Source organism: Acinetobacter sp. G11, assembly GCF_049808495.1.
Classification (GTDB): Bacteria; Pseudomonadota; Gammaproteobacteria; order Pseudomonadales; family Moraxellaceae; genus Acinetobacter; species Acinetobacter kookii.
This window is the reverse complement of record NZ_JBNCAT010000003.1, coordinates 113,752-132,821: the sequence shown is the minus strand read 5'-3', so window position 1 is coordinate 132,821 and position 19,070 is coordinate 113,752. Positions and strand designations below refer to the sequence as shown.

Sequence of the window (19,070 nt, the reverse complement as noted above, 5' to 3'; positions counted from 1 at the left end):
TGCTGATCTTTTAACTTTTTATTTTGTCTTAACATGTTGATATTAAAATATTATTTAAATTTAATTTCGTATAACGGCCATTATGTTAAATGGGATACTCATCATGGATATTAGAACCAAAAACTACTCTTCTATGATGAATGTATAGTCCCCAATTTAGGCTATTATCAAAAATTGATATCTCATCAGAAGAGTAATAAAAATCATCGAAAAACTTTACGAAAATTTTCCAGTTAGTACTAACAGCAATATCAGGTTGCCAAACGACATAAATATCTTTTTGAAAAGCTAACCCTGTATGAAATAACCATTTTTTTATTGTTTTATCTTCGGCATTAATTTCTCTAAAACAATTAAAATTCTTTTTTTCTATCAAGTTTTTAGTAATTTCAGAACTATAATTCCAAAGGAAATTTGAAGCCTGTGGAGTCATAGGCTTTATTTGATCTAAATGTATCTGATTAAGCTGATTATAAGAATCATCGTCAAATCTCCAATGTATTGGAAATTGATCAAATGACATTATGAAATTGTTTAAACTTTTTAAATCCATAGTTATTAGAAAGTCTTTAACTTATTCTAAAATTAACATAATACACCTTATACGAAATTCAATATAAGTTAAATAAGATCAATATTTTAAAATCTATAAAAAGCTAAGTGAGTAGAAATTCAGCTTTTTACATGACATTTCTACGTTCATTAAAAAACCGCCTCTCAAGGCGGTTTTTACATCTCAATGCAAATTATTTCTTCACATCAAAACGGTCTGCATTCATCACTTTAGTCCAAGCGGCAACAAAGTCCTTTACGAATTTTTCTTTGTTGTCATCTTGCGCATACACTTCTGCATAAGAACGCAGAATCGAGTTCGAACCAAACACCAGGTCCACACGTGTTGCCGTCCATTTCGCTGCGCCCGTTGCACGGTCTACAATCTCATAACGGTTTTTGCCGACCGGTTTCCAGTTGTATGCCATGTCGGTCAGGTTCACAAAGAAATCATTACTCAACACGCCTTCACGGTCTGTGAACACGCCTTCTTTCGCACCAGCATAGTTAGTACCGAGTACACGCATACCTCCAATCAGTACCGTCATTTCAGGGGCAGTTAAACCCAGTAACTGAGCACGGTCTAACAGCAATTCTTCAGGTTGTGCAGTGTAGTCTTCTTTTAGCCAGTTACGGAAACCGTCGTGTTTTGGCAACAAGTCTTCAAATGAATAGACATCGGTTTGCTCTTGGGTGGCATCCCCTCGTCCCGGTGTGAATGGAACTTGAATGTCCACACCCGCAGCCTGCGCCGCTTTTTCCACCGCAGCCGTACCGCCCAGTACAATCAGGTCGGCAATGCTGACTTTCTTCTCCAGACCGGACTGAATTTCTTCAAGTTTCGCCAATACTTTCGCCAGACGTTCAGGTTCGTTACCGACCCAGTCTTTTTGCGGAGCGAGACGGATACGCGCACCGTTCGCACCGCCACGGAAGTCCGAACCACGGAAAGTACGCGCGCTGTCCCATGCGGTGCTGATTAACTCGGCAGTGCTTAAACCGCTGTTTAACAGTTTCGCTTTAAGCTCTTCAATTTCAGCTTCAGACAGCACATAGTTCACCGATGGAATCGGGTCTTGCCAGATCAGCTCTTCATTCGGCACATCGGCACCTAAATAACGCGATTTTGGTCCCATGTCACGGTGCGTCAGCTTGAACCAGGCACGAGCAAACACTTCCGAGAAGTACGCAGGGTCTTTGTAGAAACGCTCTGCAATTTTACGGTATTCCGGATCGACTTTCAGCGCCATATCGGCATCGGTCATCATCGGGTTACGGCGCACATTTGGGTTGTGAGCATCAACAGGTTTGTCTTCCTCTTTGATGTTGATCGGTTCCCATTGTTTCGCACCTGCCGGGCTGATGGTTTTTTCCCACTCATAGGTGAACAATAAATAGAAGAATTCATTGTCCCATTTGGTTGGATGCGTGGTCCATGCCCCTTCCAGGCCACTGACCATGGTATTGGCGCCATTGCCCGTACCTTCAGGGTTATGCCAGCCTAGGCCCTGGAATTCGACATCCGCACCTTCAACATCTTTACCCAGCAATTCAGCCTTGCCGTTACCGTGCGCTTTACCAATGGTGTGACCACCTGCCGTCAATGCCACCGTTTCTTCGTCATTCATGCCCATGCGGTCGAAGGTCACGCGCATATCCTGTGCAGTACGCAGCGGATCCTGTACACCATCCACACCTTCAGGGTTGACGTAAATCAGGCCCATCTGCACCGCAGCAAGCGCATTGTCCAATGACTTACGGTCCTGGTCATTTTCATAACGGTTTTTGGTGGCATCCAGCCATTTCTCTTCAGCACCCCAATTGATATCTTTTTCAGGATGCCAGATATCTTCACGGCCACCGCCAAAACCAAAGGTTTTCAGGCCGGCTTCTTCATACGCCACTGTACCGGCCAGGATGATCAGATCGCCCCAGGAAATTTTATTGCCGTATTTACGTTTAATCGGCCAAAGCAGACGGCGGCCTTTATCGGTGTTGACGTTATCTGGCCAGCTGTTGAGTGGCGCAAAACGCTGGTTACCGGTATTGGCACCACCGCGACCGTCCTGCTTACGGTAAGAACCGGCCAGGTGCCAGGCCGTGCGCACGAACATGCCAATATAGCTGCCATAGTCCGATGGCCACCAGTCCTGGCTGCTGTTAATCAGTTCGCGTAAATCCTGTTTCACTGCTTCCAGGTCCAGTGAATTGAATGCCTTGGTATAATCGAAATCGGGATCTAGCGGATTGGTTTTTTTGTCGTGTTGAGCAAGAATGTCGAGATTGAGCGCATTCGGCCACCAATCCCGGTTTGAGCGGGCAGCGCGGTGATCCGTACCGGATTGGTGAAAAGGACATTTTCCTGCAGCTTGTGTGTCATTATTCATAGCTAAGCTCCAAATCTAATCACAAAACCATCATTGTGATGAACCGTTAAAAATTTCTAACTCATCTTCAAAATAGCTGTTTTTTATGACAATAGAAAGCAAGTTATATGAATGAAAACAATCGAAAAAGCCTATTCTAAAACAGGAATAAAAACAGGATTAATCAACCTTCACAACCAGAAGTGGAATTTTTAGAACTGCATTATCAATTCGCGATAAAGACCATCAGGATTTGAGATTTTGGACCATATTTCTGATTAAAAATAATGTGCTATATTGAGGCCATAACAAGCAAGAATCCTCCAGCATGTTGATCAGGCAGGATCGCTACTGCTGAGAACAGATTGCCTTTTCTGGAACCTGCCATTCGTGAATCATAAGCCCGTCTTGGAAAAACCGCTTCGACTGATTCAAATCACCCTTGCTGTTCTTTGGATTTATCAGGGATTGATACCCAAAATCCTGTTTCAATCTCATGCAGAAATCGCCATCTGGCAGAGCATGGGCTTAGAACTCCCTCTGGCAAAAATGGCGGTTAGCCTGTCGGGCGTGATTGAAATGGCATTTGGCTGTAGTTTTCTGCTTTGGCAAAGAGCCGTCATTTTGCATCAGCTGAATATTATGGGTTTAGCCGGATTATTAGGGCTGATTGCCCTCACCGATCCTATGCAACTCAGCACGGCGTTTAACCCGGTCGTGATGAATATCGCCATGCTCGTTCTTTCAATGCTTGCCATTCAACTTTTAAATGTGAGCAAACAGCAAGCTTAAAAAAATCAAACCACCAGACGCCGTCCTTCCCGTACACAGATAAACGGTGTCATCAATTTGGAGGTATTTTTCATGGCAATCTTTAAATCAATTTCCGGTTGTTCCCGACGTTCATCGGTCAGTTGAAAGGTTCGGTAATGAATGGCCAGCGAACATTTGGAATGCAAATCCTGATGCGCCTGGAAAGCCTCTTGCGGATTCATGTGTGTATAGCCCATCAGCTCGCGCGGTTCATACGCCCCTATTGGCAACAGCGCGACACGCGGTGCTCCCAAACGGTTTTGAATCTCTTTAAAATGCGGTGAATAGCCAGTATCTCCGGCAAAGAAACAGTGATCTTTGCCATGCAGCACTGAAAAACCGCCCCAGAGTGCCCGGTTTTGATCACGTAAGCCGCGACCTGAAAAATGCTGTGCCGGCGTATAAATAATTTTTAACTCATGCAATAAAGACGATTGCCACCAGTCCATTTCCAGCACATAAAAACTTTTCGGCAAATACCACGCGTTGCCCAGCCCGGTATAAATTGGCATGGCAAATTTCTCATGCAGCCACTGCAAGCTGGCCAGGTCCATATGGTCATAATGGTTATGGCTGAGCAATACTGCATGAATGGTCGGCAATTCTTCCAGAGCAATGCCCGCAGGAATCACCCGCTTGGCACCTTTGCCCGGTGCAGGGCCGGCATATTCGCACCAGACCGGATCGGTTAATAAATTATAAGGTCCGATCTGCAACAGTACCGTTGCATGGCCCACAAACCACACTTGCCAGTCGTCCATACTGGCGTTGGGACGGTTCTGGGGAATGGCGCGTTTGCTGGCATGGAATTCGGCATGTTCTTTGTTGATATCGACATTCCAGGTCGATGACTTGCGGGTGAGCAGCCATTTGATCAGCTCGGCCCGTCCACGTCCTGCTGGACTGGGCAAGGCATTGAAGAATCGATCACCGTTATGATGATTCGAATACATAAACTTGAATGAAGGCTGACGCCAGGTATGTGACCAGCATGATTTGGTCGGGAGTTGAAAGTGTAATTGCTCAGGCTTCTGCTTCATGTCCATTCAATTTCTTAGTGTGACCTCAACCTTCAGAATCCGATATTCTGAATGCTGCGCCATATATATCACGTTTTATTCCAAACGTCCTTGCATACGTTCCAACCACACCTGTTTAGTTTGCGGTTTGATAAACAATGCCACAATTTCCGGATGAATCTGTTTGATTTTCGCTTCAATTCTGTTGACACAGGCTTCGATGTCATCCGAACTCAAATTGTCTTCAAATTCCAGACTTAAGGAAGCAAGCACCTGATGCGCGCCCATCTGTTCGGTCAGCACACCATTGGCCGACTGTACCGCCTCATCTCCCTGCGCAATCAACAAGATGTCATTACGCAATTTTGGATCGGCCGTTTCACCCATCAATAATCCCTTGGTTTCACGGGCCAATAAAATGGCAGAAATTGCCAATACTATCCCTATCAGGATTGAAGCCACGCCATCCAGTTCAGGAATATTCAAGGCATGGGCCAGATAGATCCCGATCAGGGCAATCAGCAGACCACATAACGCGGCAGTATCTTCAAACAGTACGGTAAAGGTGGTGGGGTCTTTGCTGTGTCGAAAAGCCTCGAAATAACCTTGCTTGCCTTTCACCTTGCGGAATGCTTTTAAGGCCACCAGCCAGGAGGTGCCTTCACACAAGATGGCGATGATTAACACAATATAATTGATGGTGGGATTCAGCATTTCTTCAGGATGCAGCACATGCTGTATGCCCTGATAAATCGACACCACTGCACCCAGTGCAAACACCATCAGCGCCACAATAAAGGCCCAAAAATACAGCTCACGGCCATAACCAAAAGGATGCCTGTAGTTTGCCGGCTGCTGGGATTTTTTCATGCCATAGAGCAGCAGAATTTCATTCAGGGTGTCCACCACCGAGTGCACAGCTTCACTGAGCATGGCCGAACTGTTGGTGATATAGGCCGCCACAAACTTGACCAGCGCAATCGCCAGATTACCTGCCAGTGCTGCATAGACCACAATCTTATTCGAATCAGACATTCAAATTTGTCCCGAGTGTTTTTGTTAAGCGTTATTGTTATCAAATAGATCTATTTGATTTTTATAGCTCTTTGCATAGTACTGAATGTGGTTGTGGTGGTGGTTTATTGTTTTGTTGTTTTTAGCGCGACTGCTGATTATTTCGCCAGTGCGTATATAAATGTTCCATGTGAAACGCTGTGGTGAAATATGATGCATTTGTACGATTTACGCAGATTGCAAGCTCCTAAAAAGGAAGCCTAAACTCAGTACTGTCCCATAGTTCTGTTAAGGGCTTTTATTTTGCTGAAAACGGTTAATTTCGAATTAGAATCATATAAATGAATTTTCATGAAGTTTGTTTGTAGATATTTGTTTGTTAATCCAGTATTCGTTATTTTCTTTAATTCTTTACTGATGAGAAAGCTTAAAATTTCATAGAATAGATAAGTTAAAGTCTTTCACAGCCACAATTTTTCAATAAAATCGAAATGTATTTGTGTAGGCGATGTCTTACTTTTGACAGGCCAAAAGTAAGCAAAAGCCTTTGTTACCCACACATAACATCCATGTTATGGTGGGTAACATGTGGCATCCCTGCCACATTCGTCAATCCAAAGTTTACTTAAATTAAATTATGGAACAGCAGAGGCTTAAACTTCCTTTTTATCCTGTTGTATTAACGCAGTTTAGAAAAATACTGCTGGCGCCATTCTTTCCAGAAATACATCACAATCCCGAACATCACCACCACAATCCCGAAAAAGGCATTCGGACTGATATGTTCATTATTCAAGGTGGCACCCAAAACCAGGGCAATCACCGGCGTCATGACATTACTCAAGGACACGGTCGAGGCATTCAAACGCTTGATCAGCCAGAAATAACACAGCATGGCCACAATGGAAGACATGATCATGGTAAAGATAAAACCAATCATCGCCCGTCCGCCAGGCATAGCCGTTGGAAAATGCTGCCAGATAAACGGAATGATCAGCAGCGAACCCAATGCAGATACAATGAGTGAACCGGTCGCCTGGGACATTGGTTTGAGTGGAGCATTAATCTGTTTGACCCAGAAAATCGAGCTGATATAAGACACCATGCTAATCAGCATCAGCACCACACCAAGCGGATTGATTTTACTGTCGGCAGAATCGGCAAAGACAAAAGTCAGGCCGGAAACCGCAATCGCCATACCCAACCATTGCAGCCAGATCAGCCTTTGGGTTTTTAAAATCACATGGCCGATCAGGCCTGCAATCAGCGGTGAAAAACCGAAGATCAGTGCCATTAGCCCTGAAGTCAGATAATTGGCGGCCAGATAGATAAACAGCTGCGCACCAATTAAATTAAGGCTGCCCGCCACATAACTTTTTAAAGAAGTCGAATCAAAAGGCAGCGGGTCACGCATCAGCTTTAACAGGAACAGGGCAATGACCGACGCGCCAAAATAGCGGATGATCAGTACCCACATTGGATGAACTTCCTGCACGCTCCAGACAATTGCCAGTGGCGTAGTGGCCCAGATAAATACCAATAAAGCGTAAATACTTGCCGTCACCAGCATGGGAGATGAATTTGAATTCATAAATTGCTCAATTTGATTTTGTAGTAATGGATAAGACTGCCAACTGCTTATTTCCCATTATAGGCACTATGCCAAAGGCGACAGGGAGGTCAACCGCTGATCTGGGGTATATGGACATCTTGCGAAGTATACTGCTCAATATCAGTAAAAGATTTTTGTCACCTTGCGCCATGTATGGCTCATCCTTCAAAAGTAAGACATCCCCTACGCAAAGCCCATCCAAATCCATCCCACAAAGTGCGGGGGTGTTCATCAACGCCCAAAACAAACATAAAAAAACAGACCTATGCAAGCATAGGTCTGTCCAGAAATATCTCAATAAAACTTAAGCAACTTTGCGTAAATCAAGGCTTAAATCAAGATGTTTTTCTGCCTCAAAAGCGGTATTTTTGCTGATCATTTTTTTCAAATGACGCATTTCTTTCGCGGCATTGACCGTAATACCGGCAACGATTTGACCATCGGTCACACCGTACATGACGAATGAATTTTCTGCGCCTTTGGCTGCATCCATTTCACCGCGAATATGCCATTCAGCTGCAGCCATATCGCCCACAAACTGGAAGTTGATATTGAGCTGATCGGTCCAGAACCAGGCCGGATTTGCTTTCGGATGCTCTACACCCATCACGTGACGTGCGAAGATGCCTGCCTGAAGGTTGGCATTTTCCCAGGTTTCAACACGACGGTGTTGGCCATCTTCACGAAGCTGGGTCGCAACGTCACCTGCCGCATAAATGTCAGCATTTGAAGTCTGGCAGTTTTCATTGACCTGAATCGCAACATCCACGTCCAGACCGGCATCCACTGCAAGCTGTGCATTTGGCACAATTCCGATACCGTACACCACCGCGTCGGCACGAAGTTCTTCGCCACCTTCAAGAGTCACAACCACTTCTTCACCGTCTAACTTGCAGTCTGCAATCTTGGTTTCAAGACGTACATCCACACCATTTTGACGATGCTGCTCAAGCAGGAATTCGCTCAGGATACGTGGTGAACAACGGCCCATGACCATAGGACCCATTTCAATCACAGTCACCTGGCAGTCTTTGTAACGTGCCGATGATGCCAGCTCAAGACCGATCACACCACCACCGATCAGAATCAAACGACGGCCCGGTTGCAGCACAGGAACCAGCGCTTGAGAATCTTCAAGGTTACGCAGGGTATAAACGTGTTTGCCCAAAGCATCGAAGTTCGGTAAACGGCGCGCTGCACCACCGGTTGCAAGAAGCAACTTGTCATAAGCAACAAGGTCACCATTTTGAAGCTCAACCGTTTTCGCCTCGGCATTGATTTTCACCACGCCATTGCCACGAATGGTTTCCACACCCAAATCTGCCAGTTTTTGTTCTGACAGAATTTCGATTTTGGTTTCCTCTGGCTTTAAGATCACGTCTTTAGACAAAGGCGGACGCTCATAAGGCAGATGTGTTTCATCACCCACCAAAATGATTTTGCCTTCGTATTTGTTGGCACGGAGTTCTAAAATGGCGCTAGCACCAGCTTGACCAGCACCGACGATAACGATGGTTTCGATAGCATTTTGGCTCATGGGTTTAATCCTTATTTCAATTCTGCAGATACGATGCCGAAGCCCGCAATCCACTCACTAATATCTTCGTAGCAATGAGTTGTCATTTCATACTCACCGACTTCATGTAATGCAGCAAAAGCAGCCATCCAGGAACGGACTTCCTGACCACCACGGCCACCCTCGACACGAATTTCAGCTTCCGTCATCGCTTCAATGGCCGCAAAGTCTGCTTTCTTGAAAGTTTCAAGCAATGCACGATCCCACTCAGGGTTCAACGGCACTGCAACAGATTTATCACCTGCAGCCAATTTTTGACCCACTGCGATAATTTTTGCCTGACGGTTCTGGCGCGACTCTTCAGACGGGTTACGACCTGCAATCAGGAATTCTTCAACTTCAGGAGGAACCGAACCCATTTGCGGTGTTGGTGGATCATGTGACAGACCACCCGTACCCAGTACCAGTACACGTTCATTTTCCAGGTTCAATGACTTGATGAACTGACCTACCGCACGGCCCAAAGCCACTGTACGTTTAGTCGTTGGCATTGGTGTAGCCGCACCATTGATGAAAACCGGAATGGTTGGATAACGATCGAGCTGACAGCCACACAGGAAATGCAATGGCTGAGTCACGCCATGATCGGCTTGCATACGATATGAGTACGCAACATCCACACCTTCATCCAACACACGACGCACTAGATTAAGGGCTGTTTCTTCAGGCACATTAATGTGGTCATTGTCTTTACCGTAATCCCAGTCCCCTGCTGCTTTGGCACGAATACCCACGCAGAAGCTTGGCATCAGGTCATAGAAGAAGCCATTAAAATGGTCTGGACCAAAAGTAATGATTAACGTTGGATTATAGTCTTCAACTTCTTTGGCAAGTTTGGCAAAAGCTTCACGAACGGCTTGTTCTTTATGCTTTTCTTGCGGTGAAGCGAATTCCATTAATGGGCTGTGCGACGCACAAATAAGTTTAACGGCCATGAGAGACTCCAGAACGGAAGGTAGCCCAGAACAGGCTACCGAGTAAGTCCATTACATTTCAGACTGAATTTTATTCGTCAAAGAAACCTGCACGTGGTTGACGTAAACCACGAATACCCAGACCACATTCAGCGTTAATTAACACACCGGTCAAAGGACGGTTGTTTTGACGAGATGCCAAGAGCACGTATGAACCCGTCATGTCTTCCGGTTCAGGCAAGAAGTTCAGTGGCATACCACGTGCAATTTTCTCAGGATCACGGGCATCCAGCAGGCCAAGATTTTCCTGACCCAATGATGCCGCACCTTTGATATTCACATTCATACCTGACGGTGCAACAGCGTTCACTCGTACTTTAGGCGCAAGTTCGTAAGCCAGTTCTTTCATAATGCCGACCCCTGCATGCTTAGATGCTGTATACACGGGGCCTCCGCCTGCCGAGTACAGTGCAGAATTAGACAAAGTAAATATGATAGAACCTTCAGAAGCGATCAATGCATCCAGCGCAGCTTTAGCACCCAAGATGAGTGACTTGGTATTAATGCCCATGATTTCATCAAAGGCTTTTTCCAGTTGCTCACCCGATGTATTGACGATATCTGCATAATGATCCCAGATACCGGCATTGCCAACGAAACAGTCAAGCTTGCCGAAGCGCTCAACTGTTGCGTTTACAGCACGGACGTTGTCTTCATAGCTGGCCACATCACCTGCGATCGCAAGCACGCGGTCACCGAAATGTTCTTTCAAAGCATCAACTTTTGACTGTGAACGTTGAAGAACCGCAACTTGTGCACCTTCTTCCAGGAAACGTTCAACCAGTGCCCAGCCTAAGCCTGAACCACCACCAGTGATGAGTGCAACTTCGCCTTGTAGCCAACCCATGATTACTCTCCTGCCATTTCTACAAATAACTGACCATCTTCAACAATCACCGGGAAAGTCTGGATTGGATCAGTTGCTGGTAAACATAATGCTTGACCAGTTTTCAAACAGAAACGCGCTGAATGAAGCGGGCACTCTACAGTACCGTCATCTTCAAGATAACCTTCTGACATAGAAGCGTTACCATGTGAACAACGGTCGTTCATTGCGAAGAACTCACCGCCATTGTTGAAGACTGCAAGCGCTTCGATACCGTTTACGCCGCAATCTACTTTCAACGCTTCGCCTTCGTCTAATTCGTCAACTTGGCAAACAAAAATCTTATTCATTAGAAGAACACACTCAGGTTATGTGAGTTATAAGTCACCTGATCAAGGGTAATCTTACGGTTGAAGATCTGGAAACCTTGAGCAGTATCGACTTTGCGGATCTTGTCGTGACGCTTGCCACAGTAGATGGTGACATCTTTCTCTTTCTGTGTACGGTACAACAAGTACGTTACGTAAACGTCGTATTCACCTTCAACTTCCGTTGCCTCAACGATGATGTTAGACACCATGTGAGTGGTACGTGAAGGAGGTTCTTCAGCCCATGCCATACCTGTCTCAAGACGGGCAACACGGCGTTCCAGCAGGTCTTTGGTATCGTTAAATACCCAAGTTGTTGGTGGCTCGATCGAACGACGACGGTCACGAGTTTGAGCGTTCGGTGTGGTACGCAAGGTATAAGAAATATCTTCTGCCAATACGTCTAACCAATCGCGGAATTTCCAGTCGTCAAGCAGCTTTGCTTCACGATAGAGGAACTGACTAATTTGATGTTGAAGTTCTAAACTGATCTGACTCATTTCATAAGCTCCTTCTCGTATTCGTCAGCTGCTTTTTCCACGTCTTCCCATTTTTCATGGATCAATAAATCTGCCCAACGGCGGTACATGCCACGTGCTGCAGTTTCAGAGAAAATGTAGTTGGTAATACCCGGAATACCATCTTCACGAACTTTCTCGTTGCCTTTACCCATTTCCATGATCAAGGCATTCTTACGAGCTTTATAACCACGTAATACTTTTTGGATTTCGATCCAGTTCTCAGAGTCATCTTGCTCCAGGAAACCGGCAGGACCGAAGGCACGCGTTGCAGAACGTTCAAATGCTTCTTTCACTTCCTGAGACGCTTCAGCATCGGCAATACAGAATGCCCAAACTTCAGTTTTGTTTGGACCACGTGGGTGCCATACGCGAAGTGTTGCAGTACCGTTCAACCAAGACAATGTTGGGAACATGGTGTTGTGACCCGCAAGACGTAAAGCACGAACTTCGCCTAAACGCTCTTTCACTTCTTCGTAAGTTTCACGGAAATAGTTGGCAACTTCACCGTCAACCCAAACGTTCGCATCTGGTTTTTCTGTGAAGAAGAAACCTGAACCGTGACCACGTGAACCGTACTGGATCGCGTCTTTCGCAGTTTCCCATACAGGACGGGCTGTTTGCGCAGCACCTAATTTTTTAGATGATTCGTCATCAGGTTTTGCACCCAATACTTGAATCGCAGAGGCATGAGAGAACAATGCGTGATATTGGTCAGATGCGAACTGTTCAGCTGCAAATTTCCAGTTACACTCGATTTCCCACTTGTGTACACCACCGATAATTTCAGTACCACCCGGACGACGGTCTAATACGCCATCGAGATACCAGGCGATATCACCCATGTATTCTTCCAGATCTGGAGTGGTTTCATCCCAGCATCCGAAGACTAAGCCTTTGTAAGACTTCACACGGTTCACTTCAACCAGACCCCATTGCTCTTTGCATGCGCCATGCGGGAAAGCACGCTCTTCAAGCGGGATGTCTTTTAAAGAACCGTCAATACCGTAAGACCAGCCGTGGTATGGGCAAGTGAACGCACGGGTATTACCACAGTCTGCGAAGCTCACACGCATAGAACGGTGACGGCACTGGTTTAAAAATGCTTTGATTGAGCCGTCTTTTTGACGTGCCACAATAATTGGATCTTCACCCATGTAGGTATTGAAGAAGTCACCAGCCTTAGGAATTTGGCTTTCATGGCAAAGGAATAACCAGGTACGACCGAACACACGTTCAAGTTCTAATTCATATAGATCTGGGTCTGTATAGATTGACGGTGAGATACGTCCATTTTGTGCATCGACTAAAGCGTCGATTTCGCGCACATCAATTTTTCCACTCATGAAAAGCTCTCCTGTGACCAGTAACGGCACAAAGTAAATAGACTCAACTTTTCAGCGATAATGGATTTTTAGCCAGTTTTGGGGAAATATTTTTTTTGTTTTAATTAAGATATTTTATGAATTATTTAAAATTTAGCTTTATATATTTAAACACTAATAAAAAATGCAAGATCATTTATTTTCTAAATGGCAGAATAATCTTCACCTAATAGTTGTTTATAGATTATACTGCTACAAAAATATAGTAAGACATTTTTTGGATTACTCTTTTGGACGAGTTATATGGAATTACGACACCTACGCTATTTTATCACCGTTGCAGAAGAACTTAACTTCAGTAAGGCTGCATTAAAGCTTTATACTGCTCAGCCTTCTTTAAGCCAGCAAATTAAAGATCTGGAAGAAGATGTTGGGGTAAAACTGCTTTATCGTACCAAACGCAAGGTAGAGCTGACTGAAGAAGGTGCCGTATTTCTCGAGCAGGCCCGCTTAACCCTGGCACAGGCAGATAAAGCTATTGCCATGGCACGCCAGGTTTCCCAAGCCAAACAGCAAATGCTGCGTATTGGCTTTGTTCCGGTGGCGGAAATGAAAATTTTCCCTTATGTGCTGCCGAACTTGCGCGTGCAAAACCCTGATTTAAAAATTGATTTGCTCAGCTTAAACAATAATGAACAAATGAAGTTGCTGAAAAAAGGGGAACTGGATATCACCTTTACCCGACACAACTTTAACAGTGATGAAATTGAAAGTTTATTCGTGCTACGCGAGCCGCTGATCTTTATTTTACCGAAAGATCACCCTTTGGCTAAGTATGAACGCATTCCTGTTAAAGAATTGAATGGTATAGATTTTATTATTCCTGCTGCTGAGCAGTCCTTAACGTTGCATAATGCCATTATGGATTTTGCCCATGCCAATGGGATTGAATTCAATATTGTGCAAAAAGCCGATAACATCCTGTTTAACATCAACTCTGTAGGGATAGGTTTGGGCTGCACCATTCTGCCGGGCTATGTTGCGCCACTGACCATGGAAAATACCGTGATTCGCCCCTTGGATGTGGAACTGCCTTACCTCGACCTGTATGTGAGTTACCATAAAAACAGCAGCTCTGTCGCAGTGAAGAAATTTATTGAATTGCTGACCCATGTGTTTTATCTAAACATTAACCGCAATTAAAAAAACTTTTGCACTGAATTAAAGCCACCATTATTTTGCTAATAAATAATGGTGGCTATTTTTATTACAATTTGTGTATTTTTAGACCGAACTAGACTTAAGTCTTACGTTTTTTTCTTATCGGCAATGCTGAATTGATAGGGAATAACGTACAACTTGTTTCCTTCATTCCTTATAAATGAAATTTCATCATCGCAAATTACAACTTAAGTCTAATAAATTCCCCACGACTTTTTTAAAATGTTAAAAAACAACAATAACAATAAAGGGCAGATCATTATGCATCCGCTACGCCGTATAAAAACCGGGATCCAGCACCATCTTTATTTCTTTCTGACCTTTCCCTTTATTGCAGTGCTGTATGCTGCTTTTCAGTTGATGACCTCATGGGGCTGGTCAACCTGCCTGTTAATGAGCTGGAATATTGTCATTTATGCTTATTTATTTTTTACCCTGAAAAAACTCTGGCACATTGACCATGCACATATCCTGCAACGTGCCAAGGAACAGGATGCCAGTAAATGGCTGATTCTTTTTCTGGTCCTGCTGACCTTAATCATCTGCTTCATCGCGCTAATTATTGAAGTGAATAATTTGCCGAGCAACACGCTCATTCAAACCGCTCATATCGTTTTATCCATGGTGACCATTACCTCTGCCTGGTTCCTGATGCATACCATTTTTGCGATTCATTATGCGCATGACTTTTATCTGGCACTCGACAGGAATAATGAAGGCGGGCTGGATTTTCCCAAAACCCCCAAGCCCACTTATCCCGACTTTTTATATTTTAGTTACATCGTCGGGACTTCCGCACAAACGGCGGATGTTTCCATTACCCACTCTTCAATGCGGGTGCTAAACACCCTGCACCTGCTACTGGCCTACGGATTTAATACCACCATTCTGGCCATCACTATCAATGTGGCAGCGAACTTTATCAGTCCTTGAGCAGCAACAAAAAAGGATGACCGAAGTCACCCTTTTGATTTGCTAGACAGCGAAATTAAACGCCGCGAGCAGTCAAATAGTTTTTAATTACTGTATTGAACTCTTCAGCTTTTTCTACTTGAGACCAGTGGCCACATTGGCTGAAAATGTGTGCATCAGCATTTGGTACAATGTTCAGGATATCCCAGCTACGAGAAACTGGAATTACCACGTCTTGAGTACCATGAATCAACAATACAGGCACAGTGATGTCTTTCATTTTTTCGAAGTCTAACGGGAATTCGAAACGGTCACGGTCACGTGCGCCCACGACGTCCATCAAACGGTTCGATGCATAGTCATTTGCAGCAGAAGCAAAACGTACTTTTACCAGCTCGTCTGTGATCAGGTCTTTGTTTACCACGAACATCGACAATGTTTTCTTGATGCCTTCTTCAGTCAATACCGGGTTGGCATGTGCTTTCAGCGCAGCAGTCTGTTTTGCACCGCCTGTACCCATAGATACGATACCAAGTACACGTTCAGGGTAGTCTAAAGCCAACTGGAATGCCAACCAGCCACCGAGCGAGTTACCGACCAACCAGGTTTTTTCAATGCCCAGTGCATCTAAAGTACGCACCGCATGGTCCACCCAAGCACGGATACCGTAAGCTGTACCTGGCGCTACTACAGTTTGACCATAACCAATAGTGTCGATAGCGATACAACGCGCCTGTTCACCAATTTGTGGCAAGTTTAACCACCAGTTTGCCGCGGCAGATACACCAGTACCTGAACCGTGCAAGAACAGGATAGGTGTACCCTCACCCACTTCGTGATAGTGAGTCAACTCACCTTCTGCAGTTTCAATCCATTTGTCTTCTAAGCCAAAGAATGGATCTGTTGTATATTCAGGGATTTGAACAGTGCTCATACATACTCCTCGTACAGTCTTTAGCTTGCGTTTCCATCTTGATTCAGAATTTAACGTCAAGTTGACTCGGTGAAATTTACTTTTTTACCGCCTTATATTACCTGTTCAAAGCGGTCAAACTGATACAAATTTACGATCAAATACTATAAAAAAACGATAATTTAACTATTTGTTTTTAAAGAATTTATTAAAGACAAAACCCTTATTTTTATTAAGGCATTTAATAAAAAAATAGCTTTCTACACAGCAAAAAAAAGCGACTGATTTAAAGCCGCTTTTTTTATGACACCGCTTAATTAGAACTTATAAGTATAAGTTGTTGCTACACGGTGTTCTTGAAGGTCGTTACCGAAGTTATAGTTGGTATCGATGAACATGTAGTTGAAGCCTAAGCCTTTTAACTTACCTTCAGGTACAACATAGTTTACGATCACGTTATTTTCGTTTTCTTTGCCTTCCTTCTTACCTGCACCTAGATCAATATTGTCACCACGGAAGTGACGTACTGTCGCAGTTAGACCAGGAACACCTGCTTCAGCAAAATTATAGGTATAACCTAAACTCCATGAACGCTCATCTTTACGAATGAAACTTGCAACAGACCAGTTGTCTAGGAATGGTTGTGGTACCCAACCGCCCAATGTAGGGAACAGTGCGACATCACCAAAGTCACCAAACATTTGTTGATAACCCAACTGAACAGTGTGCATACCGTGATTTACTTTAGCACCTGCAGAAACGGCTTGGCTGTCAATCTTGCCATATAGTTTGTCGCCAGACTCACTATTGTCAAAATAGCGAACATGGGTATCTAGTTTGGTTTTTTCAGCCAAAGTTGTTTTGTAGTTCGCAGCAACATAATGCTGTTGATAGATGTTGGTGACATCTGCATACCAGTAGCTACCACCCAATTTTGGTGTAAATTGATGATCTACGCCAACAATGTACATGCCATCATCAGTAGACTTATTCGCCGCTTTTGCTTTAGCAAAATCATTTTGTGGGAACAAGGTCAAATCTTGATATTGATTGTCATAACGTGCATTGATGCCATCAATATAAGCCAAGGTCAGCTTCGTATTTTTAAGCTCTTTAGATTCCAACCAAGCACCGCTATAAGTGGTTAATAATTGGCGCGATGGATCAAAGAACACCACAGGTGACATTGGCTGTAAGTCACCTACTTTTAATTCAGTTTCAGAAACTTTAACTTTTAAAGTTGCACCTAACTTAGCATTATCACGTTCAGTTTTCTTCTCATTTTCATTGTATGGCATATGAATGTCATTCACATTACCACGTGATTTTAGACCAATCGCATATTGTGCCAATAGATCAGCACCGACTTGAATGCCTGCACCAATATCGTGATAACCCGACTTGGCATCTAAAGTGACTGCTTGAGTCCAGTTGCCATAACCTGGGTTATAAACTCCAGCTGTATCATGGTTATATTCACGGTCTAAATAAAAGTTTTTAAATTTTAATTGGACATTACTGTCGTCAACAAAATCTGCATTCGATGCAGTTGTTCCTAAAGTTGCTGTCGCAGCAAGCATTGCTATCCATAAGTTTTGACGACGCATGGCTGAATTCCCTAGTAATCAAATTAAGCTATGACGCCATCATGCTAAACAATCACAAAAAACGAAATCCGACCAGAGTATTAAGATTTATTGCCTTTATGGCTATTTCTGCTTTTTTTTATTTTAGTGATTCAAATCACGTTAAGAACTTTAAACAATAAGTCATTTTATCTTCCTTTCATTTCATTATTGTTAAACCTTTGTTTCAAGGTTTATTTTCAAAGAATTCAGGCTTTTTGACCGCAAAAAAAAACTGATTAATCGCTTTTAAGTTTAACCCAGTCAAAAATTCACTTAAGCAATTGATTATATTAATATATTACAACTATTTCATGATATTTTTTATCTATAAAGCCAAGTGTCAAATCAAGGTCCAGCCATAAAAAAAGCGCCCTTTCGGACGCTCTTTTTCGCTGTGACTTAAAATAAATTAAGCATTGGCTTCTTTTGCTTTAGACATGGTCAATGCCAAGTCTTCAATCATGTCTTCCTGACCGCCGACTGTACCACGACGACCAAGTTCCATCAGGATTTCACGTGCAGACACGCCATATTTCGCTTCGGCACGTTTAGCAAATAACAGGAATGATGAGTAAACACCAGCATAACCTAAAGTTGCTGCATCACGGTCGGCACGAATCTGATGGGTCATCATTGGAATGATCAGATCTTCCGCAACGTCTTGCACCTTAAACAGGTCTACACCGGTTTCCATCTGCATACGGTTGGCAACCGCAACAAACAGTTCAAGCGGTGTATTACCCGCACCCGCGCCCAGACCAGCAGAGGCCAAATCGACACGTTTTGCACCCGCTTCAACCGCTGCAACCGAGTTTGCTACACCCATGCCCAGGTTATGGTGACCATGGAAACCGATTTCGATGTCTGAACCCAGGTTGGCACGTAAAATACCCACGCGATCCGTTACATCTTTAGGCAACATATAGCCTGCAGAGTCAGTCACATAGATACAGTTTGCACCGTAAGACACCATTTTTTGTGCTTCTTCAAGCAGTTTTTCTGGAGAAGCCATGTGCGCCATCATCAAGAAGCCCACAGTGTCCATACCGAGTTTACGCGCAGCAGTAATGTGCTGTTCAGAAACGTCAGCTTCAGTTGAATGCGTTGCAACACGAATAGTTGCAACACCAACATCATGCGCCATTTTCAAATGGTCAACGGTACCAATACCTGGCAGTAAAAGTGCAGACACTTTAGCCTGTTTCAGGTTTGGAATCACCGCCTTCAAATATTCTTCATCGGTTGCCGCAGCAAAACCGTAGTTCACAGAGTTACCGCCTAAGCCGTCACCGTGAGTCACTTCAATTAAAGGTACACCTGCATCATCCAGAGCCGTTGCAATCGCAACCATTTGCTCAGGTGTAGTTTGATGGCGCATTGGGTGCATGCCATCACGTAAAGTCATATCATTAATAATAATCTTAGACATGAAG

17 protein-coding genes are annotated in these 19,070 nt (G+C 44.0%); 3 read left to right on the top strand and 14 right to left on the bottom strand.

The features are described from left to right. Positions 1 to 85: 85 nt before the first annotated feature. A complete protein-coding gene (locus ACPUEY_RS02365; RefSeq protein ID WP_092819087.1) occupies positions 86 to 523 on the bottom strand; it encodes a hypothetical protein in 438 nt (145 codons plus the stop codon). Between the two features lie 223 nt (positions 524 to 746). Continuing rightward, positions 747 to 2,939, bottom strand: coding sequence for a catalase/peroxidase HPI (gene katG / locus ACPUEY_RS02360; RefSeq protein WP_425121011.1), 2,193 nt, complete (start codon positions 2,937 to 2,939; stop codon positions 747 to 749). A gap of 369 nt (positions 2,940 to 3,308) precedes the next feature. Between katG and ACPUEY_RS02355 the strand changes: the two genes are divergently transcribed. Further along, positions 3,309 to 3,710 (top strand): DoxX-like family protein, encoded by a 402-nt coding sequence (locus tag ACPUEY_RS02355; protein WP_425121010.1) that lies wholly within the window; start codon positions 3,309 to 3,311, stop codon positions 3,708 to 3,710. A gap of 5 nt (positions 3,711 to 3,715) precedes the next feature. Here the strand turns inward: ACPUEY_RS02355 and ACPUEY_RS02350 are convergent, their stop codons facing one another. From ACPUEY_RS02350 to hcaE, 9 genes are all read right to left on the bottom strand, one after another. Next, positions 3,716 to 4,771 carry an MBL fold metallo-hydrolase gene (locus tag ACPUEY_RS02350; RefSeq protein ID WP_131272879.1) on the bottom strand — a complete coding sequence of 352 codons (1,056 nt, stop codon included), beginning with the start codon at positions 4,769 to 4,771 and terminating at the stop codon, positions 3,716 to 3,718. Positions 4,772 to 4,846: 75 nt separating this feature from the next. After that, positions 4,847 to 5,785 carry a cation diffusion facilitator family transporter gene (locus tag ACPUEY_RS02345; protein WP_261181221.1) on the bottom strand — a complete coding sequence of 313 codons (939 nt, stop codon included), beginning with the start codon at positions 5,783 to 5,785 and terminating at the stop codon, positions 4,847 to 4,849. 658 nt (positions 5,786 to 6,443) lie between these two features. Further along, complete coding sequence (locus ACPUEY_RS02340; protein WP_425121009.1) at positions 6,444 to 7,355, bottom strand: DMT family transporter; 912 nt, start codon at positions 7,353 to 7,355, stop codon at positions 6,444 to 6,446. Between the two features lie 325 nt (positions 7,356 to 7,680). Continuing rightward, positions 7,681 to 8,913, bottom strand: coding sequence for a 3-phenylpropionate/cinnamic acid dioxygenase ferredoxin--NAD(+) reductase subunit (hcaD, locus tag ACPUEY_RS02335; protein ID WP_131272882.1), 1,233 nt, complete (start codon positions 8,911 to 8,913; stop codon positions 7,681 to 7,683). Positions 8,914 to 8,924: 11 nt separating this feature from the next. Then, on the bottom strand, positions 8,925 to 9,887 hold the full coding sequence (locus tag ACPUEY_RS02330; protein WP_261181219.1) for a 3-carboxyethylcatechol 2,3-dioxygenase: 963 nt from the start codon (positions 9,885 to 9,887) through the stop codon (positions 8,925 to 8,927). A gap of 70 nt (positions 9,888 to 9,957) precedes the next feature. After that, complete coding sequence (gene hcaB, locus ACPUEY_RS02325; protein WP_076752999.1) at positions 9,958 to 10,773, bottom strand: 3-phenylpropionate-dihydrodiol/cinnamic acid-dihydrodiol dehydrogenase; 816 nt, start codon at positions 10,771 to 10,773, stop codon at positions 9,958 to 9,960. A 2-nt stretch (positions 10,774 to 10,775) separates the two neighbouring features. Continuing rightward, positions 10,776 to 11,102 carry a 3-phenylpropionate/cinnamic acid dioxygenase ferredoxin subunit gene (hcaC, locus tag ACPUEY_RS02320; protein ID WP_076752998.1) on the bottom strand — a complete coding sequence of 109 codons (327 nt, stop codon included), beginning with the start codon at positions 11,100 to 11,102 and terminating at the stop codon, positions 10,776 to 10,778. Further along, positions 11,102 to 11,620, bottom strand: a complete 519-nt coding sequence (gene hcaF, locus ACPUEY_RS02315) for a 3-phenylpropionate/cinnamic acid dioxygenase subunit beta (protein ID WP_076752997.1) — start codon at positions 11,618 to 11,620, stop codon at positions 11,102 to 11,104. Before hcaF ends, hcaC begins: the two co-directional genes overlap by 1 nt. After that, complete coding sequence (gene hcaE, locus ACPUEY_RS02310) at positions 11,617 to 12,984, bottom strand: 3-phenylpropionate/cinnamic acid dioxygenase subunit alpha (protein ID WP_131272884.1); 1,368 nt, start codon at positions 12,982 to 12,984, stop codon at positions 11,617 to 11,619. Before hcaE ends, hcaF begins: the two co-directional genes overlap by 4 nt. 282 nt (positions 12,985 to 13,266) lie before the next feature. Here hcaE and hcaR point away from each other — a divergent pair, with 282 nt between their 5' ends. Both hcaR and ACPUEY_RS02300 read left to right on the top strand, forming a co-directional pair. Further along, complete coding sequence (gene hcaR / locus ACPUEY_RS02305; RefSeq protein ID WP_131272885.1) at positions 13,267 to 14,166, top strand: DNA-binding transcriptional regulator HcaR; 900 nt, start codon at positions 13,267 to 13,269, stop codon at positions 14,164 to 14,166. A 279-nt stretch (positions 14,167 to 14,445) separates the two neighbouring features. Next, entirely contained in the window at positions 14,446 to 15,117 is a 672-nt protein-coding gene (locus ACPUEY_RS02300; protein WP_425121008.1) for a DUF1345 domain-containing protein, read from the top strand. Between the two features lie 55 nt (positions 15,118 to 15,172). Here the strand turns inward: ACPUEY_RS02300 and ACPUEY_RS02295 are convergent, their stop codons facing one another. From ACPUEY_RS02295 to dmpG, 3 genes are all read right to left on the bottom strand, one after another. Further along, on the bottom strand, positions 15,173 to 16,030 hold the full coding sequence (locus tag ACPUEY_RS02295; protein WP_425121007.1) for an alpha/beta fold hydrolase: 858 nt from the start codon (positions 16,028 to 16,030) through the stop codon (positions 15,173 to 15,175). A gap of 296 nt (positions 16,031 to 16,326) precedes the next feature. After that, on the bottom strand, positions 16,327 to 17,616 hold the full coding sequence (locus ACPUEY_RS02290) for an OprD family outer membrane porin (protein ID WP_425121006.1): 1,290 nt from the start codon (positions 17,614 to 17,616) through the stop codon (positions 16,327 to 16,329). 430 nt (positions 17,617 to 18,046) lie between these two features. Then, a complete protein-coding gene (gene dmpG / locus ACPUEY_RS02285) occupies positions 18,047 to 19,066 on the bottom strand; it encodes a 4-hydroxy-2-oxovalerate aldolase (protein ID WP_092819102.1) in 1,020 nt (339 codons plus the stop codon). Positions 19,067 to 19,070 lie beyond the last annotated feature (4 nt).

Bases quoted from the DNA above. Each gene is read 5' to 3' on its own strand.
- hcaE (WP_131272884.1), bottom strand. From the start codon at position 12,984: ATGAGTGGAAAAATTGATGTGCGCGAAATCGACGCTTTAGTCGATGCA.
- hcaC (WP_076752998.1), bottom strand. From the start codon at position 11,102: ATGAATAAGATTTTTGTTTGCCAAGTTGACGAATTAGACGAAGGCGAA.
- hcaR (WP_131272885.1), top strand. From the start codon at position 13,267: ATGGAATTACGACACCTACGCTATTTTATCACCGTTGCAGAAGAACTT.
- ACPUEY_RS02365 (WP_092819087.1), bottom strand. From the start codon at position 523: ATGTCATTTGATCAATTTCCAATACATTGGAGATTTGACGATGATTCT.
- ACPUEY_RS02345 (WP_261181221.1), bottom strand. From the start codon at position 5,785: ATGTCTGATTCGAATAAGATTGTGGTCTATGCAGCACTGGCAGGTAAT.
- hcaD (WP_131272882.1), bottom strand. From the start codon at position 8,913: ATGAGCCAAAATGCTATCGAAACCATCGTTATCGTCGGTGCTGGTCAA.
- ACPUEY_RS02290 (WP_425121006.1), bottom strand. From the start codon at position 17,616: ATGCGTCGTCAAAACTTATGGATAGCAATGCTTGCTGCGACAGCAACT.
- hcaB (WP_076752999.1), bottom strand. From the start codon at position 10,773: ATGGGTTGGCTACAAGGCGAAGTTGCACTCATCACTGGTGGTGGTTCA.
- ACPUEY_RS02350 (WP_131272879.1), bottom strand. From the start codon at position 4,771: ATGAAGCAGAAGCCTGAGCAATTACACTTTCAACTCCCGACCAAATCA.
- hcaF (WP_076752997.1), bottom strand. From the start codon at position 11,620: ATGAGTCAGATCAGTTTAGAACTTCAACATCAAATTAGTCAGTTCCTC.
- dmpG (WP_092819102.1), bottom strand. From the start codon at position 19,066: ATGTCTAAGATTATTATTAATGATATGACTTTACGTGATGGCATGCAC.
- ACPUEY_RS02340 (WP_425121009.1), bottom strand. From the start codon at position 7,355: ATGAATTCAAATTCATCTCCCATGCTGGTGACGGCAAGTATTTACGCT.
- ACPUEY_RS02330 (WP_261181219.1), bottom strand. From the start codon at position 9,887: ATGGCCGTTAAACTTATTTGTGCGTCGCACAGCCCATTAATGGAATTC.
- katG (WP_425121011.1), bottom strand. From the start codon at position 2,939: ATGAATAATGACACACAAGCTGCAGGAAAATGTCCTTTTCACCAATCC.
- ACPUEY_RS02295 (WP_425121007.1), bottom strand. From the start codon at position 16,030: ATGAGCACTGTTCAAATCCCTGAATATACAACAGATCCATTCTTTGGC.
- ACPUEY_RS02300 (WP_425121008.1), top strand. From the start codon at position 14,446: ATGCATCCGCTACGCCGTATAAAAACCGGGATCCAGCACCATCTTTAT.